This window comes from Clostridium sp. SHJSY1, from assembly GCF_031626875.1.
Classification (GTDB): domain Bacteria; phylum Bacillota; class Clostridia; order Clostridiales; family Clostridiaceae; genus Clostridium.
In genome coordinates this window covers 1-18,640 of record NZ_JANDMF010000075.1, presented here as the reverse complement: position 1 = coordinate 18,640, position 18,640 = coordinate 1, and the positions used below count along the sequence as shown (strand labels likewise).

Below are 18,640 nucleotides of genomic sequence, written 5' to 3'. Positions count from 1 at the left end.
AGTGAGGAAAAAGTGTCTTCAAAAGAAATAAAGGATTTTTTGAAAAAGGTATTACCTAATTATATGATTCCATCACATATAATCCAGCTTGAGAGCATGCCTATTAATGCTAATGGAAAAGTTGATAGAAAGGTATTGCCTACCCCTAAGCTAGATAATTTTAATAATAAATGTATAATTCCCAAGAATGCTATTGAAGAAAAAATTTTAGTAGTATGGAGTAAAATATTAGGTCTAAAAAATATAAGTACTGACTTGAATTTCTTTGAAATTGGAGGAAATTCATTAAAAGCAATTTCAGTAGTTTCAAGGTTAACAAAAGAATTTGATATTGCTGTAAATGATATATTTAGATACCCAACAATACAAGAGTTATCTTTAAATATTAAATTAAAGAAGAGTGTAGATTATATACAAGTTCAAAATGAAGTTGCTGCAACAGAGAATGATGAAGAAAATGAAATTTCCAAAGATATAAAATTACTTTATAATTCTTATGTAGATGATATTGCAAGATATACTGATTTTAATTTAAACAGAGAAACTATCTATAAAAATATTTTACTTGCAGGTGGTACAGGATATGTTGGCATAAATCTTTTAAAAGAGCTTATAGTAAGTACAACTTCTAAAATATATTTATTAGTAAGAGGAAAAAATAAAAAGGAAGTTGAAGAAAAAGTCATACAAAAAATTGATTTTTATTTTGGACAAGAATTTTATTATAAGTATAGAAACAGAATAAATATTTTTATAGGAGATATATCACAGGATCATTTAGGATTAAATATTGATATTTATAAAAAATTATCTTTAGAGGTAGATTGTATAATCAATTCTGCAGCTAATGTAAAACATTATGGGAAGTATGAAAAATTTTATGACATAAATGTTTTGGGTACAAAGAATTTAATCGATTTTGCTAAGAAAGGCTTAATAAAAGACTTTAATCAAATATCCACTATTAGCGTCGGCAGTGGAAGTATCCCAAATAAAGATTGTGTTATGTTTTCAGAATCTAATATTGATATTGGGCAAAAATCTAATAATGTATATGTTCGTTCAAAATTGGAGGCAGAAAAATTAGTTGAACAAGCTGGTAAAAAGTCATTAAATACTAAAATATTTAGGCTTGGAAATGTAACGTTTAATTATGAGACAGGATTATTTCAAGAAAATATAATAGAAAATGCTTTTTATAAAAATATTAAAGCATTTATTAAACTTAATTGTATACCTATAATAAAAGGAGATATTTTTGATTTTTCTTATGTAGATCAATTATCTAAATCAATTGTTCTTCTTTTTAATAAGACAGAATATAATAATCAGGTATTTCATATAGAAAATCCTAAAAAAATAAGTACTATGGATTTAGCAGAATTATTAAAAATAAAATATAAAGACATAAATCTTAAAAATATGAATGAATTTATGGTATATATTTCTTTAAAGAGTGAAGATGAAAAATTAAGAGAATATGTTGATGATATTATGGTTAATTTAGGTTTGCTAGAAAAAGAAAATTTAACAACATTTGTAACGGTTAGTGATAGAACAAATGCTATTTTAAAAAAATTAGGTTTTGAATGGAGCGAATTAGATAAGAAAGTTATTAAAAGAATGCTTGATTATTGTGAGAAAGTCAAATTTTTATAAATATATCTAGTAGATTTTGCCTGTTAATAATACTTTTTGAATCATTTTTATATATGTTATACATATTATTTTAGATTGTTACATTAATAAAAAATTCTTTACATTATTCTTACAATATGTTAGAATACTACGGTAGACCGCTCACGCACAGGTTTTTATTAAAACAAGATTTTAATTCTTGTACCTATAGTGGCGAGACCGTTATGAGGAGGTGTTTTTTTATGTACGCAGTAGTAAAGACAGGTGGAAAACAATACAGAGTTCAAGAAGGTGACGTTCTTTTCGTTGAAAAGCTAGACGCTGAAGTTGAATCAACAGTTGAATTAACTGAAGTTCTTGCTGTTGGAGGAGAAACTTTAAAGGTTGGAACTCCAGTAGTAGAAGGAGCTAAGGTTGTAGCTAAAGTTTTAGCGCAAGGTAAGGCTAAGAAAGTTGTAGTTTTCAAGTATAAGAGAAAGAAAGACTACAGAAGAAAGAATGGTCACAGACAACCTTACACTAAGTTAGTTGTAGAAAAGATCGAAGCTTAATTCTTATGATAGAGATTAATATTAGATCAAAAAAAGATAATATTTTATCCTTTGATATAAATAGTCATGCTCTAAGAGATAGAGAAGCTATTTTGGCTGGAGATGCATATGATATGATATGTAATACTGTATCAGTGTTATCACAAAGTGTAATCATAGGTTTAGATGAAGTTTTAAAACTTAATGTAAATTATGAAATGAAGGATGGATACATTGCATTAGATCTTCAAGGTTTTACTGAAGAAGAGATAAGCGAGGCACAGGTTTTATTAAAAACCTTTGAGAAAAGCTTAGATAGTACTATCATGAGCTTGGATCAATCATTTGGAGAACAAAAACGTAAAGAATATATTATTTTAAAACATGAGGAGGTGTAAACTATGTTAATTATGAACCTTCAACTATTTGCTCATAAGAAAGGGCAAGGTAGTACAAGTAATGGTAGAGATTCAGAAGCTAAGAGACTTGGTGTTAAGTCAGCAGACGGACAATTCGTTTTAGCTGGAAACATTATCGTTAGACAAAGAGGAACTAAGATTCATCCAGGAAACAACGTTGGAAGAGGTGGAGATGACACTTTATTCTCAAAGGTTGATGGAGTTGTTAGATTCGAAAGAGTGGGTAGAGATAAGAAAAGAGCAAGTGTTTACCCAGTACAAGTAGAAGAAATAGCTGAATAATTTTTCTTTTTATAAAGCACCCTGGTTCAGGGTGCTTTTTTTAAAAGTCTTAAAAATACTTTAATATTTTTTAAAGATGGAATATGAAATTTTTATTCATGTTATAATAAAAGGAAACTTAAGGAATAATATAAAGAAAAAGATTTTACACAAGGACAGGTGATTTAATGTTTATAGATAAGGCCAAGGTATATGTAAGATCTGGTAAAGGTGGAGACGGTGCTGTTTCTTTTAGAAGAGAAAAGTATGTTCCACTTGGAGGGCCAGATGGTGGAGATGGAGGAAAAGGTGGAAATGTTATCTTTAGAGTCGACACTGGTATAACAACCCTTCTTGATTTTAAATACAAAAGAAAATTTATAGCTGAAGATGGAATTAATGGTGGAACATCTAAGTGTTATGGTAGAGATGGAGAGGATTTGTACATAAAGGTTCCTATGGGGACTATTATAAGAGAATCTGAATCAAATAAGGTAGTGGCAGACCTTTCTCATAAAGACGATGTATTTGTGCTTTTAAGAGGAGGAAAAGGTGGAAAAGGTAACTGTAAGTTCTGTACACCTACTAGGCAAGCACCACACTTTGCAGAGCCTGGAATGCCTGGAGAAGAGATGAACATAGTATTAGAACTTAAACTTCTTGCAGATGTTGGATTGTTAGGCTTCCCAAATGTAGGAAAATCTACATTCTTATCTATGACAACAAAGGCTAAACCCAAAATTGCTAACTATCATTTCACTACATTAAAACCAAACTTAGGAGTAGTTGGAGCTGATGGAACAGAACCTTTTGTTATGGCAGATATACCAGGAATTATAGAAGGTGCTTCAGAAGGAGTAGGTTTAGGTTTAGAGTTCTTAAGACATATTGAAAGAACAAGAATTTTAATACATGTTGTAGATATATCAGGAATTGAAGGTAGGGAACCATTTGAAGACTTTGCTAAAATAAATGAAGAGCTTAAAAAGTATTCGATAAAACTTTGGGATAGACCTCAAATAGTAGTTGCCAATAAAATGGATATGCTTTATGATGAAGAGGTATTCTTAGAGTTTGAAAAGAAAGTTAAGGAACTTGGATATAAAAAGGTATTTAAGATGTCAGCGGCAACAAGAGATGGTGTTGATGATGTAATAAAGGAAGCAGCTAGAATGCTTAAGGAAATTCCAATAACTGATCTTGAAATTTCAGAAGAAGAGAGATATATTCCAGAAGAAAAGAGATTTACTTATGATATTAGCATTGAAGAAGGAGATGGATTCAATACTTATGTTGTATATGGAAGTTTTGTAGATAGATTATTAGAAGCTGTAGACCTTTATGATGCAGATTCATTAAGATATTTTCATAAGGTTTTAAATAACAAGGGCGTTTTAGCAAAGCTTAGAGAAATGGGAATTGAGGATGGCGATATGGTTAGACTTAATGACTATGAATTTGAGTATTTACTATAGGAGGATGAAAGATGCTAACAGGTAAACAAAGAGCTTATTTAAGAAAGCTTGCACATAATATAGATCCAATTTTTCAAGTTGGAAAAAATGGTGTTGAAGATACTTTTCTAAAACAAGTAGGAGAAGCATTGGAAAAGAGAGAATTAATAAAAATAAAAGTTTTAGAAAACAGTGGATTAGGAGCTAGAGAAGTTTCTGATATGATTTGTGAAGAAGTAGGTTGTGAAGGAATTCAAGCTATAGGAAGCAAGTTAGTTTTATATAAAGAATCAAAGAAAAATCCACAAATTGAATTACCAAAGGCGAAGAATTAGCTATGAAAAAAGTGGGTCTAATTGGAGGAAGCTTTGATCCTATACATTTAGCTCACCTTTATATAGCAGAAGAGGCCAAAAAAAGATTGAAATTAGATAAATTAATATTTATACCTGTGGGAAGCCAACCTTTAAAAATAAACAATAAGGTTACAGAGGCTTCCTTAAGATTTAGTATGGTAAAATCTGCTATAGAGGGTAAAGATGGATTTACAGTTTCTGATTATGAAATTGAAAAAAAAGGTCTAAGTTATACTTATAAAACATTAGAATATTTTAAAAGAGATAATGAAGAATTATACTTTATAACAGGTGCTGATTGTTTAATTGATTTAGAAAAGTGGAGAGAAGTGAAGAAAATATTTAAACTTTGCACATTGGTAGTTTTTACAAGACCTGGCTATAATAATAAAGAGCTAATTAATCAGAAAAAGTATCTAGAAGAGAAATATAATTCTGAGATTATTTTATTAGAACTTGAAGGATTAAATATATCTTCCACAGAAGTAAGAGAGAAGATAAGAAAAAGAGAAAGTGTGATTAGTTTAATTCCTAAAAAGGTATTTGATATAATAGAAAGAAATGGGTTATATAGGGAGGAATGAGATGAGTACAATAGAAGAAGCTTATAATTATGTAAAGAGTAATTTAAAAGAAACTAGATTCGTACACACATTAGGTGTTGTTTCAGTATCAAAAAAATTAGCTAAACTTAATGAAGTTTCTGAAGAAAAAGCTGAGCTTGCAGCACTATGTCATGATATAGCTAAAAATTTAGAAATTGAAAAATTAAAAGAAATAATAATAGAAAATAGAGTGGAATTAACTGAGGATGAAAAAAGAGCTCCAGAACTTTGGCATAGCATTGTAGGCCCAATTGTGGCGAGAAATTTATTAAAAGTAGATGATGAAGAAATTTTAAGTGCAATGAGATGGCATACTACAGGCAAAGAGAATATGACAAAACTTGAAAAGATAGTATATATAGCAGATATGATAGAACCTTCTAGAAGTTATGAAGGAGTAGAATACTTAAGAGAAGAGACAGTAAAAGACCTTGATAAGGGGATGCTACTTGGATTAACAAGTACAATGAAATTTTTACTTTCTAAAGGTAAACCCATTGACTTAAATACAGTAAAAGCAAGAAATTATTTAATTAGTAGTAATTAATAAAGGGGGAGGCTTTATGAGTAGGGAGGGAAGGGAACCATCTGGTATTACAAGAAAGAAAAAGAGAAGGGCTCCACAAAGTCTAGAACAGATTGAAAGAAATAGGCATACTAAATTCAGAGATGAATATGAAGATAAACATCATAAAAAGAAAGTTAATAGAAAAAAAAGTAAAAGGTATGGAGTTGGTAAGAAAATATTTTTAGCTATTGCAGCCATTTTGGTCATAATATTAATTAGTAGTTTTATTACAATTGCTAGCTTTTTCTCTAAAGTTAAGAATGATGAAACCATAGCTGCAACTCCTGTTAATGGGAATGTAGTTAATATTCTTGTTCTTGGTATGGATATAGGTGATGTTACTCAAGTAAATAATAAGAGTATAAAAAGAACAGATACTATAATGTTAATTAATTATAATAAGAGTACCAAGAAGACTCAAATTATATCTATACCAAGGGATACATTGGTTAATGAAAATAAAAACAGATATAAAATTAATGCAGCTTTTGAAAGTGGTGGGGATAAGAAAATAAAAAGTGTAGTTGAAAGTATGTTATCTACTACCATAAATTATATAGTAAAGATAGATTATGGGGCTTTTAGAGGCTTTATAGATGCTATTGGTGGTATTGATATGGAAATAGAAAGAAACATGATATATGATGATCCAGGTCAAAATCTTCATATTAATTTTAAAAAAGGAACTACTGAACATTTAGATGGTAAAAAAGCAGAAGAATTTTTTAGATGGAGAAAAAATAATGATGGATCCGGATTTGCAAATGGTGATTTAGATAGAATAGAAAATCAACATAAATTTTTACAAAAGATTGTAGCAAAATGTAAAACACCAACAATATTTTTTAAGATTCCTAAAATTTTAGATACTGTAGCTAAAAATATGGATACTAATATGTCTTCTTTTAATATGCTTTCTTATGGCATGAAATTACTGGTTTCTGGGGGATTTGACATGAAGACAATTCAAGGTGATCCTCAAATGATAGATGGACAATCTTATTTGGTTTTCAAAAAAGAGAGCAATAAAGAATTATTAGAATCACTAAAAACGGGAAAAGTTGCAAGTAATACTGATGAGAAAAAGGATATTAAGGTAATGGTTCTTAATGGAACAAAAATAAATGGTTTAGCAGGAAAGGTAAAAACAGAGTTAGAAGTCTTAGGATGGAGTAGAGTTGATACAGGAAATTGTGATCCAGTAGAAAAAAGTATAATTAAAACTGATGATAATAATATAAAAAAAATAATGAGTTCTGATATGCCAGAAGCAACAAAGTTTGATAGCAAGCCTGAGGATGAGAAATATTCATCTTATGATGTAGTTTTAATTATAGGTAGTGATTATAAAAAATTAGGAGAGTAAGAATGAGTACTTTAGAAAAAAAGGTTGATAGTAGATTTGAAGGGGCAACAATCAGAGAATTTCTTAAAGAAGAATTAGGCCTTTCTTCAAGGCTTATAAAAGGAGCAGCTGTAGAAAATAGAATATTAGTAAATAAGAATTCAGTAAGAATGAGGTATATACTTCATGAAGGTGATGAAGTCTTAGTTAAACTTCAAAGAAAAGAAAGTCAGAATATAATTCCAGAAGATATAGAGATTAAAATTGTATATGAAGATGAGGATATCTTAGTTTTAAATAAGCAGCCTAATATAGTTGTGCATCCAACAAGAATGCATCCAACTGGTACATTAGCTAATGGGATTTTATATTATTTTCAAAAAACTAAGCAAAATTGTATAGTAAGACTTGTAAGTAGATTAGATATGGATACTTCAGGGCTAATTATAATAGCAAAAAATCAATTTGCTCATATGGCACTATCTAAAGAGATGCAAGAAAATAATTTAGAAAAGAGATATTTGGCGGTTGTTCATGGAAACTTAAAGGAAAAAGAAGGTACTATTGATGCACCTATTTATAGACAAGAAGGTTCTGAAGATATACAAAGAATAATTGATGAAAGAGGACAAAGAAGTATAACTCATTATAAAGTTTTAGAGAGTTTTAATGGTGGAGATTTAGTAGAATGTCTGCTTGAAACTGGGAGAACTCACCAAATAAGAGTTCATTTAAACCACTTAGGACATCCTATTTATGGAGATTCATTATATGGATATGGCGAGGAAGAGAAAGATTTAATTGGAAGGCAAGGGTTACATGCTTATGGATTAGACTTTAAATCGCCAAGGACAAAGGAAATTCTATCTTTAAGAGCTGATTTGCCTAATGATATGAAAGAGCTATTAGAAAAGATAAAGTAAAGACCATATCAAAGTGATTAAATTTAATTGCTTTGATATGGTCCTTGTTTTTTTAGAATTTTAATTTGTTTATATTTTTTCTTTTACTAAACTTTTTTCTTTTTACTAATAAAAATATAATTAAAGATAGTATAATCAATGTAACAATAACTTTAATTTGTAAATCATATTTGTTAAAAAAGTTATTTATTTTTACTGGAGTTGTAGCTTCTCTATCTATTCCACTTTTAAGGTCTACATTAGAAATTTCAGTACCATTAACTATAACTTTTCCTGAAGTTATAACATCTCCAATATTTATTTGTTTATTCTGTATATCATCTGGGATTTCATAGTCAACTGAAACATTTAATTTATCTTTTTCTGTATTTGGAATAGTATAAAATACATCTTTATCTATTACAAGAGGAATTTCAGTTTCATCATCTATCCTATAAGAACCAACCTTATCTCCTTCAGAATAAAGTTTTTCAAAAGTAAAATTATTAAATGCATAGTCACAAATTTTAGTAGTATCACTATAAACTGGACCTATAGTCTCTCCATCTAAACAGGATGCTATAATAGTGTGACCATCTTTTTCTGCTGACATTACATTAGTAAAGTGAGCTTCTGTTGTATATCCTTTTTTTGATGCAACAGCATATTTATAATAATATTCAGATGATTTAGGATTAATAATAGAATTATGATTATTTAGCCATCTCCTAGTACCATCTAAATTACTAGGGGACATTTGAAGAGAGTCTGTTCTACAGAGTTTAATAAACTCAGGATTTTTTATGGCTTCTCTCATAATTAAAGCTAAATCACGAGGTGTTGTATAATGCTCAGGATCTGGTAATCCACTTGGATTTTTAAAATTACTATTTGTAGTTCCTATTTTTTTAGCACGTTCATTCATAAGCTTTGCAAACTCTTCGTTAGAGCCAGAAACATGTTCAGCTAAAGCCTCAGCACAATCATTTCCAGATTCCATAAGCAATCCTAAAAGAAGTTCTTCAACAGTAAAAATTTCTCCTTCTTTAAGGCCGATAGCAGTACCATCAACAAAAGGTGGTTTCTTACCTACAGTTACTTTATCATCAAGTTTTGTATTTTCTAAAACTACTAAGGCTGTTAATATTTTTGTTGTTGAAGCAGGAAAATACTTAGTATCTGGATTAAGTGAAAATAGTAATTGACCAGTAGTTGCATCCATAACAGCAGCTCCTTTTGATGATAATCCAGTTGGTTCATTAGCTGCTTTGACAGTGAAAGAAGAAAAAGTGTAATTTAAAATTATAAATATATTAAAAAACACTAATAATTTTTTCAAAAAATTTCTATTTGTATTCATAGTTACCTCTCAAAATTCAATAATACCAATTTATTTTAGCAGATTAGAGAGAAAAGTTCCACAAATTATGTATAAATTTTCTAATATTGTGCTTAGAAAAATGAATTTAGTTAATAATATAGTATGTTTGGAGGAAAAATTATGAATAAAAAATATAAGAGTATAGGAGTAGTGACATTATTAATAGGAGTCACATTATTTATTCTTTATTCATACTATTTTAAAAATGGAGAAAAAGAATTGAATAAGAATGAGACAGAAAGTATGTTTATTGAGGATAAAGTTGAACCAGTAAAGGCTGAGAATAATGAAAAGCAAATAGTAGTTGAGATAAAAGGAGAAATTAATAGTCCTAATGTTTATTGGATTAAGGAAGATAGCATAGTAGAAGATTTAATAAAGATGGCAGGAGGAATCAAAGAAGGGGCAGATATTAGTAAAATAAATAGAGCAGAAAAATTGAAAAATCATCAAAGCGTTATAATACCAAATAAAAATGATTCAAAAAATATTGAAATTTCAAGCCCAAATACAGACGTTTCACGACCAGATATAATAGATATTAATACAGCTGATGAAAAAAAATTAGATACTTTACCTGGAATTGGACTTGCAAAAGCTAAAGAAATAATAAGTTATAGAGAGGAAAATGGAGAATTTAAATCAATAGAAGATTTAAAGAATGTTAAGGGAATTGGAGATTCTTTATTTGAAAAGATAAAAGACAAAATAGCAGTGTAATATTTTTGTTAGTTTAAAAAAATTTAGATTAATGTTATAATTATCAGAGTTAGGATGAAACTACATAAATTTTAATTATGTAGATGAGAGGAGTTAAACGATGAAAAAAATTATTTCTATAGTGATGTCTGCTTTAATGACTGCATCACTTATAAGTTGTGGGAAAACTGAAACTAAAACTGAAACTAAAACAGAAGAAAGCTCAATTGCAAATAGTGAAGAAAAGTATTCTAATTTGCAGGGGGATTGGGTTGTAGATTTTACATCAGATAATTTTAATGCTAAATACACAGATTTACTAAAAAAGGTAGAAGATAAGACAAAATCTATGGGATTTAAATATGAGAAAAAAGAAGTTGTAAGAGAAGAAAATGAAAATTATTTATCTTTTGAAAATGATAAAGCTCAGAAGGATGAACTTCAAGGTTTAAATTTTGGAAGAAAAATTTTTGGAAATGACTTATCTTCAGGCCAAATTACAATGAAAATATTATACAATTTTGATGGTAAGAAAGCTTTAAATAATTCTAAATTTGATTTTGGAGATACTCCAGTAGCTAAATATGCAGCTCTTTTTACCAATCAAAGCGAAAGAGACTATAGTGAAATAAATAAAAAAATAAAAGAAACACTTAATAGTGAAAAAGGTGAGGGTGTAATAAAGAGCCAAGTTAATGGACTTTATGAAGAGTTCACAGTTAATAAAGAGTATATGGTATATGTTTTAGAGACAAAAAAATATGAGTTTGTTAAACCTAATCAATAATTTATATATATGTAATTTAAGGAGGAAGAAAATGATGAAAAGATTATTTGCTAATTTATTAGACCAAATGATTTTATTTGTATGCTCTGTAGTATTACTATTTGTAGCACAATTTATTTTTAAGATAGCAGGATTTAAGGTAAATACACCAGAAATATTCTTGTTGATATTTTACTTTATAGTAAACTTGTTATACTTACCTATTCTAGAAAGTGGAAAGAATGGTACAAGCTTAGGAAAGAGAATAATAGGATTAAGCAAATAAAATTACAAATCATCAGATGAAATATAGGAGTATAGGATGAAAAAAGGCAGTGAAATACTAGTTAAGATTGAAAAGACAGAATTTCCTTCCATAGGAATAGGAAATGATGGAGATAAAAAGATATACGTTAAAAATTCTTTTCCAGGACAATTAATAAAAGGTAAAGTTAAAAAGAAAAAAGCTGACTATGCAGAAGTAAAAACTTTGGAAGTTTTAGAAAGAGCTGATTATGAAGTAGATGCTAAGTGTCCTCACTTTGGTATCTGTGGAGGTTGTTCATCTCAAACTTTATCCTATGAAAAGCAATTAGAACTTCTTCAAGATGAAGTTAAAGAGCTTTTTGATGAAGCAAAAGTTCCAACAGGTGAATATGAAAATGTAGTAGGCAGCAAAAACCAATGGGAATATAGAAATAAAATGGAATTCACTTTTGGTGACATGGAAAAGGGTGGAGAACTAACTCTTGGAATGCATATTAGAAACAAATCTTTTGGGATTGTTAATGTTGACCAGTGTAAGATAGTTGATGAAGATTTTAGAAAGGTAATTGATTTAACAGTTAATTATTTTAGAAAAACTGATTTAACTTATTACAGGGTAATGAAGAGAGAAGGCTACTTAAGGCATCTTGTAATTAGAAAGGCTAAAAATACAAGAGAGTTAATGATTAATCTAGTTACTACAACTCAAGTTAATTTTGACCTTACTGAATATGTGGAGCTTTTAAAAGAAACTAAATTTGATGGAAAGTTAGTTTCTATATTACATACAGAAAATGATTCTTTTTCAGATGCAGTTATTCCTGAAAAAGTTAATATTTTATATGGAATAGATCATATACAAGAAGAATTATTAGGTTTAAAGTTTAATATATCTCCATTTTCATTTTTTCAAACTAACACTGATGGAGCTGAGGGGCTTTATAGCATAGTTAGAGAATATATGGGAACCTCTGACAATAAAGTGGTTTTCGACCTATATTGTGGTACAGGAACAATAGGACAAATCGTTGCACCTAATGCTAAGAAGGTTGTTGGAATTGAGCTTATTGAAGAAGCTGTTGAAGCTGCTAAAGAAAATGCTAAGCTTAATGGACTTAATAACTGTGAATTTTTGGCTGGAGATGTAGCTGAGATTATAAAAGCAGTTAAGGATAAGCCAGATATAATTATATTAGATCCACCTAGAAGTGGAGTTCATCCAAAAGCACTTGATTATGTTATTAAATTTAAAGCTGAGGAAATAATATATGTATCATGTAATCCTAAGACTTTGGTTAATGACCTTAAAGTAATTATTAATGCTGGATATAAGGTTATTAAAACTAGGGTTAAAGATATGTTCCCAAATACTCCACACGGAGAGTGTTGTGTATTGTTAAAAAGAGCTTAAGAATAAAATGGATGACTCCGAGAATCTATAAATGGTTTTCGGGGTTTTCTCTATATAAAGCTTTAATGCTTTTTCTACTTTATTTATATTAAAGCCTAGTTAATAGGTTAGAAATTGTTGCAAAGGAGCTTTTATATGATACAGGTAATTAAGAAAACAATATATTTGATATTTATTTTTTTTATAGGGCTTTTTATAGGATCATCATTTTTTATTAGAGCAAAATATAATTATTATATATATGGAGATAAGCCTATTCTCCAAAGTCAAAGAATTGGTATTTTTATTTTGCTTATAGTTTTAATGATACTATTAGGAATTGCTTTATATAAAATTTCATTAAAGATTAATAAGTATAGTAGAAAAATTGTAATTCCATTAACATTGTTGTTTAGTTTTGCTATTCAGATTGTAATTATATTTGCATTTACAAGATTGCCTACAGATGATTCACAAACAGTAATCTCATTAGCTTTTAAAATGCTTTACAATAGTGATTATTCTTCATTTCAAACTAGGGGTTACTTGCATATGTTTCCATTTAATTTTTCTATAGTATTATATTTAAAAACATTGCTTGCTATATTTCCAGATAACTACTTAGTCATAAAAATATTTAATATATTATTTTCTCTTGTAACAACTTTAATGATTTATTTAATATATAAGGAGATAAATTATAAATCAAAGGAAAATGACTATGGAGTTTTAATATTTGCTGCAACTTACATACCAGCTTTATTTATGTGTAACTTAATATATAACGATATCATAAGTACAGCATTTTTTACTAGTTCAATATATTGTGTAATAAAATTTGTAAAAGAAAAGACATTTAAGTATATTATTAGTTCTGCAATACTTTTATCAATTGGAAATTATTTTAGAAGTGTAGGAGCTATTTACTTAATAGCTATATTTATTTATATTTTATTATATATAAAAAAAGTTGAAATAAAAAAGGCACTAGTAGCTTTATGCATAATAGCATTTACGTTTAATATTCCAAGTTGGATTCAAGATGTTGCTTTAAAATCTACTCAGATTGTAGATGAATCTGTTAATAAAAATTCTGCTCCAATACATATGTGGTTGAATATGGGGCTAAATATGAAAAACTTTGGTTTTTGGGATGGATATCAGAGCTACAATATATATAAGGGAAAAGGAAAATATAATAAAGAAAAGAGTACAGAATTATTCAAAGAAAAAATAGAAAAAAGGTTTGAAGAGTACACTATTATTGATTTTGTAGAGATGTATTACAAGAAAATTATATGGACTTGGACAGAAGGAACATACCAAATTGAAAGATATGGTCTTGGCAGTAATAGTAAAGGGGCAGTTAGTAAAGATATTAATTCAATAGATGGGGTATATAGTTATACAACTCCTGCTACAGATTTATTTTATGCAGGCTCAGAATATAGAAGTGGATTAATTTTTATACTATATGTAATGAATTTCTTAATGTATTGTTTTATATTTGTTAGATTAAAAAATGGAATAAGAACTAAAAGGTTTGATGAAGTATTTTTAATTCTAATTATTTTAGGGTTTATTGGGTTCTATATTTTATGGGAAATTAAATCTAGATATATTTATCCAGTATATCCGTTATTGATAGTTTTATCATATATGGGATTTAAAGATACATATGACTATATTCTAAAAGAAAATAAACTCAAATACATACCACTACTTGGCAGGAGGTTATAAAAATGAGAAAGAGATTATATAATATATTAATAGTTATGTTATTGTGTATCTGCTCTATAGTACTAACTTCCTGTAAAGCAATAACAGCTCAAAATATAACATATATAGATTCTGATGATAGTATAAATGATAATATAGTAACAAAAGAAACAATAAAACCTGATTTTATGGGTAAAATAGTATCAGTAAGTGTAGATTCAATTAAGGTAGAATTAATTGAACAAACTCAAAATAATAAATCTTTAAGTTCTAATGCGGAAAAAGAAGATGATGATATGCAAGTGCAAACAGATATTTCAAGGGATTTGTTTGAAAATAATTATACTGGTATTGAAAAAAAACTTACAGTTAGTGAGGATATTCAAATATTACAAGGAACAAGTATGGAACTTGAAAATGGAGAGCTTAAATCAAAGTCATATACAAATGTATTAGATTTAAAAAAAGGTGAGATTATAATGGGATGGTACAAACAAAATACAGAAATAGTGGAAAAAATCAGTGTAATGTAATAATAAATATTATAAAAAATACTCTCATTTAATTAAATGAGAGTATTTTTGAGTTTACTACAAGTTTTTAGCATCATCTAATACTTTATTTAATATAGCATCATTATTATTTAAGTAATCATTAATTGATAAATTAACATATACATCAGGTAAAAAAGATTTTTCATCAGTATCAATAAAATTAAAATATTTAGTAGAATATTGAATGATTAATTTTGATTTAGGTAATGTGAATTTTTTTACTTCTCCATAATGATTTGGACTTCCGCTCGTTCCTTCACCATAAAAAGTACAATTTGTTTGAGTTTTTAAATTATCAGCATAAATAATAGCTGATGAAAAAGTTTTTCGTCCAATGATAACATATATTTTAATATCACTTTCAATGCTCTTACAAACTTCAAGTAATGTATCCACTCCAGCAGAGTTGCCACCACCATTATTTCTAATGTCTATTATAAGACTTTTTGCATTAGTAGTGTTTATTTTATCTAAAGTATCAGAAAATATCTTATTAAATAATTTGCAACTATCAAATCTTAGATACACTGCATTTGCAGAGTTTATATATTGTAATTTTTCCGAATCAGAAGGTTTTATAAGAGAAATTCTATCAGAAGAATCTTCTTCAAATTTAATCGAATTTAATTTGCTAGGTGATAGAGTTATAGAAGTTTTATTTCCATTGTCTTTATCAGCTAATTCAAATACGCAATTATCATTATCTATAATCTTATATGCCTTTAGTATAATAGGATTTGTAATTAAAGAAGGCATTTTTGATTGAATATTAGCTAAATTATCTTGACTTACTGAAGCATTAAGCTTGGACACTATTTCTGAGATATCTTTGTTATTGATGCTTATAAGTTTTTTTCCTAGAAGCTCTCTATATTCTTTTGAAGTATTAATGATATAATATCCATCTTTAAACCAATATAATTGTATTGGATAGGATGAAGTATTTTGATCATTAAAATTTACAAGTCTTGTATGTGCATCTCCTATAGATGAAATAATCTCATTAATTCTAACTTGTATTTCATCTGAATTTAGATTAGGAACATCTTCTATAAGTTTATCAAGTGAGGAGTTAAACTGCTCTTGAGTAATATTAAAAAAAGGATTTTTATGTTTTTTAGGTATTTTTTCTTTTAGATAGTTTATATCATAAATCCATTCTTTAGATGTTATATTAGTATTTTTAGTTGATATAGTTATAAAGGGTTTTATAATTACAAATAATAAACTTATAACAAGTATAATTATTAGTAATTTTAATTTTTTATTCATAGATACACCTCATAATTTTAATAAGTTTATTGAAACTTTTGCAGGTTTCATCAAGTATGTTACAAATTTGTATTTTTTAAGAATACTCGATATATATTCTACCATAACTGTTAAATGAAAGAAAAGAAATGATTTCATTTGGACCAATAAAATGTTATTATGAGAGTATATAGAAAAATGATAAAGATATTACAAAAATATTAATAATATTGAAATAAAATATTATTAATTATATAATAGAACAGGCTAAATAATCTACAAAGGTAGGTTTCAGGGAGAAGGTAATATGAAGATATTTAAAAAAATGCCTAATAAAGAAGAAAAGAAAAAGAGAAAATTCAATTGGAAATCAGCACTAGGACTTTTAGTGTTTACATTATTATTTACAGTTGGAACCGCTCCATTTATTTTATTATATGGTCCTTTTGATAATGCAAAAAGAACCTTTGTTTCATCAGCAATGGGATCAATGCATTATCAATGGCTTGCAACAATATTTTTATCACAGGAGAAAATGGATGAAATATTAGGAACTAATGAGCAAATAGATGATACAACAAATAATGTGGTGCCACAAGATAGCAGCCTTATAGAAATTCCAAAGAAGAAGGATACAACTATAGAAAGAAAAGAAATAAAAGATGAAAATGAAAAATTTAAAGGTTATGCTTTAATTGTAAATGATCCTACTAGAGTAAAAATAGGTGTTTCTTCAAAGTTAGGTAAAGAAGGAGAAACTGTTTCTACAATTGCAGAAAATTATCAAGCAGTGGCAGCTATAAATGGAGGATATTTTACTGATGAAGCAGGGACAGAGAAATGGACATCAAATGGAGGTATTCCAACAGGTTTCTTAATGTCAGAGGGAGTAATAAAGCAAGATGTTGACCCAAATGAGAAGAAACCTATTCTTGCTATTACAAAGGAAGGAAAGATGTTAATTGGTGAGACAACAACTGCTGAACTATTAGCAAAGAAGGAAAATGATAAGGTTACAGAGGCAATGAGCTACGTAACAACATTAGTTAATGGTGGTTCACCTTCAACTATACCAAAAGATAAAGCAGGAGAATCATGTCCAAGAACTTTGATTGGACAACGTTTGGATGGGGCTATTGTTATGGTAGTTCTAGACTCTGCATTACCAGGAGACAGAATTTGTGCAACATTAAAAGAAGCTCAAAAGGTGATGCTTGATTTAAGTTGTTATAATGCAGTGAATTTAGATGGTGGTAAATCAACAACTATGTATTATAATGAGGAAGTTATTAATAATCCTTCTTATGCTTATGGAGAAAGACCTATTGCATCTGGATTTATAGTTAAATAAAGAGGGTGAGGTAACAAAATGAAAAAAATTGTAAAAATAGTGATTTGTGCATTGCTCTCAATTATAATTCAATGTGCAGCACTTTTATATTTAGATAGAGTACTTTTAAAAGAATCAACTGAATTTACTATTGAAAATGTAGATGTTGCTGTTAAAAGTGTAGATGCAGATGTAGCTATACCAGCTAATGCACAAAAAGTTCAAATTTCATATAATGGAAGATATATTACATATTTTGAAGATAATAAACTTATGTTAATTAACACTAAGACAGCACAAGTTACTCAAATACTAGAAAAAACAGAAATACTTGATATAGAGTGGGTGCCAAATAATAACATAATATCAGTAGTTGAAAAGCAAGATGATAGAGTTAATTTGATAACATATAATCCTAATAATGGAAGAAGTCAAGCTGTGGGTGATATATGTACATATGAAAAGAATATGGAAGTCAGTTCTGTTCTTTCATCTTCAACACATTATATATGTATAAATAAAAAAAATGATTCATCAGTTTATAGAGTTGATATTAATGATGAAAAGACAAAACTTGATGAAGATATATCAAAACTAGGTAGTTGTAAAGTTTTCTGGAGTAAAGATATATTTTTCTATGAGGATTTAGAAAATAAAAAATTCTATAGATACACTAAGGGAGCAAGTACAAAGTTGAATTTTAAAAATCCGGAGAAGTTAGTTATATTAAAAGCTGCAGGTAATATGCTTTATATGGGAGAGTATTCAGAGAATAAGATTTCTAAAATAATATATGGAGAAGATCAAACAGATCCATCTACATGGAAAACTGAAACTTTAGAAAAACCAGAAGATATTAATGATATATATATAAACGAGAATAATGAAATATTTATTAATGATAATACTCAAAGAAAGGTTAAAAATTTTACTACCAAGGATAATATAACCTATGACGGAAGATTTATTTCAATTAATGATAGAGTAATTTGCTCATCAGATAATGGCAAGGTTTATTTAAAGAGTGTAAAAGATGTAGATAAAACACAAGAAATTACAAAACCTAAATAATAGTAAAAATATTCATAGCAAATTTGGAATTGTTATTTATTTTCATGTCCATTAGAGAAGGGGATGTATCAGATTGGAGTGAAAAAACTTCAATATGATATATCCTTTTTTACTAAATATAAATTTTATTCATG

20 protein-coding genes are annotated in these 18,640 nt (G+C 28.0%); 18 read left to right on the top strand and 2 right to left on the bottom strand.

Annotated features, from left to right (window positions below; all coding sequences use genetic code 11):
* The 10 genes from NNC19_RS22260 to NNC19_RS22215 form a co-directional block, all read left to right on the top strand.
* Positions 1-1,659, top strand: a 1,659-nt coding sequence (locus NNC19_RS22260; protein ID WP_310940895.1) for an SDR family oxidoreductase, incomplete at its 5' end; no start/stop codon positions are given.
* A 221-nt stretch (positions 1,660-1,880) separates the two neighbouring features.
* Complete coding sequence (gene rplU, locus NNC19_RS22255) at positions 1,881-2,189, top strand: 50S ribosomal protein L21 (RefSeq protein ID WP_143315608.1); 309 nt, start codon at positions 1,881-1,883, stop codon at positions 2,187-2,189.
* A 5-nt stretch (positions 2,190-2,194) separates the two neighbouring features.
* Positions 2,195-2,566: a ribosomal-processing cysteine protease Prp gene (locus tag NNC19_RS22250; protein ID WP_310940894.1), complete on the top strand. Its 372-nt coding sequence runs from the start codon at positions 2,195-2,197 to the stop codon at positions 2,564-2,566.
* 3 nt (positions 2,567-2,569) lie between these two features.
* On the top strand, positions 2,570-2,869 hold the full coding sequence (gene rpmA / locus NNC19_RS22245) for a 50S ribosomal protein L27 (RefSeq protein WP_143315604.1): 300 nt from the start codon (positions 2,570-2,572) through the stop codon (positions 2,867-2,869).
* Positions 2,870-3,036: 167 nt separating this feature from the next.
* Complete coding sequence (gene obgE / locus NNC19_RS22240; protein WP_310940893.1) at positions 3,037-4,323, top strand: GTPase ObgE; 1,287 nt, start codon at positions 3,037-3,039, stop codon at positions 4,321-4,323.
* 11 nt (positions 4,324-4,334) lie between these two features.
* Positions 4,335-4,637: a ribosome assembly RNA-binding protein YhbY gene (gene yhbY, locus NNC19_RS22235; protein ID WP_310940892.1), complete on the top strand. Its 303-nt coding sequence runs from the start codon at positions 4,335-4,337 to the stop codon at positions 4,635-4,637.
* Positions 4,638-4,639: 2 nt separating this feature from the next.
* Positions 4,640-5,242 carry a nicotinate-nucleotide adenylyltransferase gene (nadD, locus tag NNC19_RS22230; RefSeq protein ID WP_310940891.1) on the top strand — a complete coding sequence of 201 codons (603 nt, stop codon included), beginning with the start codon at positions 4,640-4,642 and terminating at the stop codon, positions 5,240-5,242.
* Between the two features lies 1 nt (position 5,243).
* The gene (yqeK, locus tag NNC19_RS22225; RefSeq protein ID WP_310940890.1) at positions 5,244-5,810 is read left to right on the top strand and encodes a bis(5'-nucleosyl)-tetraphosphatase (symmetrical) YqeK; all 567 of its coding nucleotides are present in this window, start codon (positions 5,244-5,246) and stop codon (positions 5,808-5,810) included.
* A 16-nt stretch (positions 5,811-5,826) separates the two neighbouring features.
* The gene (locus NNC19_RS22220) at positions 5,827-7,197 is read left to right on the top strand and encodes an LCP family protein (protein ID WP_310940889.1); all 1,371 of its coding nucleotides are present in this window, start codon (positions 5,827-5,829) and stop codon (positions 7,195-7,197) included.
* Positions 7,198-7,199: 2 nt separating this feature from the next.
* Complete coding sequence (locus NNC19_RS22215) at positions 7,200-8,099, top strand: RluA family pseudouridine synthase (protein WP_310940888.1); 900 nt, start codon at positions 7,200-7,202, stop codon at positions 8,097-8,099.
* Between the two features lie 52 nt (positions 8,100-8,151).
* Here NNC19_RS22215 and NNC19_RS22210 read toward each other — a convergent pair whose 3' ends face one another.
* Positions 8,152-9,438, bottom strand: a complete 1,287-nt coding sequence (locus NNC19_RS22210; protein ID WP_310940887.1) for a D-alanyl-D-alanine carboxypeptidase family protein — start codon at positions 9,436-9,438, stop codon at positions 8,152-8,154.
* Between the two features lie 141 nt (positions 9,439-9,579).
* Here NNC19_RS22210 and NNC19_RS22205 point away from each other — a divergent pair, with 141 nt between their 5' ends.
* From NNC19_RS22205 to NNC19_RS22180, 6 genes are all read left to right on the top strand, one after another.
* Positions 9,580-10,179: a helix-hairpin-helix domain-containing protein gene (locus NNC19_RS22205; RefSeq protein ID WP_310940886.1), complete on the top strand. Its 600-nt coding sequence runs from the start codon at positions 9,580-9,582 to the stop codon at positions 10,177-10,179.
* Between the two features lie 100 nt (positions 10,180-10,279).
* Positions 10,280-10,945 (top strand): hypothetical protein, encoded by a 666-nt coding sequence (locus NNC19_RS22200; RefSeq protein ID WP_310940885.1) that lies wholly within the window; start codon positions 10,280-10,282, stop codon positions 10,943-10,945.
* A gap of 31 nt (positions 10,946-10,976) precedes the next feature.
* The gene (locus NNC19_RS22195; protein ID WP_310940884.1) at positions 10,977-11,210 is read left to right on the top strand and encodes an RDD family protein; all 234 of its coding nucleotides are present in this window, start codon (positions 10,977-10,979) and stop codon (positions 11,208-11,210) included.
* Between the two features lie 36 nt (positions 11,211-11,246).
* The gene (rlmD, locus tag NNC19_RS22190; RefSeq protein ID WP_310940883.1) at positions 11,247-12,602 is read left to right on the top strand and encodes a 23S rRNA (uracil(1939)-C(5))-methyltransferase RlmD; all 1,356 of its coding nucleotides are present in this window, start codon (positions 11,247-11,249) and stop codon (positions 12,600-12,602) included.
* A gap of 135 nt (positions 12,603-12,737) precedes the next feature.
* The gene (locus NNC19_RS22185; protein ID WP_310940882.1) at positions 12,738-14,321 is read left to right on the top strand and encodes a glycosyltransferase family 39 protein; all 1,584 of its coding nucleotides are present in this window, start codon (positions 12,738-12,740) and stop codon (positions 14,319-14,321) included.
* Positions 14,322-14,323: 2 nt separating this feature from the next.
* Positions 14,324-14,833, top strand: coding sequence for a hypothetical protein (locus NNC19_RS22180; RefSeq protein WP_310940881.1), 510 nt, complete (start codon positions 14,324-14,326; stop codon positions 14,831-14,833).
* 57 nt (positions 14,834-14,890) lie between these two features.
* On the opposite strand, the gene NNC19_RS22175 is transcribed toward NNC19_RS22180, so the two are convergent.
* Entirely contained in the window at positions 14,891-16,126 is a 1,236-nt protein-coding gene (locus NNC19_RS22175) for a S41 family peptidase (RefSeq protein WP_310940880.1), read from the bottom strand.
* A gap of 286 nt (positions 16,127-16,412) precedes the next feature.
* Here NNC19_RS22175 and NNC19_RS22170 point away from each other — a divergent pair, with 286 nt between their 5' ends.
* The gene (locus NNC19_RS22170) at positions 16,413-17,456 is read left to right on the top strand and encodes a phosphodiester glycosidase family protein (protein WP_310940879.1); all 1,044 of its coding nucleotides are present in this window, start codon (positions 16,413-16,415) and stop codon (positions 17,454-17,456) included.
* A gap of 18 nt (positions 17,457-17,474) precedes the next feature.
* Positions 17,475-18,506 (top strand): hypothetical protein, encoded by a 1,032-nt coding sequence (locus NNC19_RS22165; RefSeq protein ID WP_310940878.1) that lies wholly within the window; start codon positions 17,475-17,477, stop codon positions 18,504-18,506.
* Positions 18,507-18,640 lie beyond the last annotated feature (134 nt).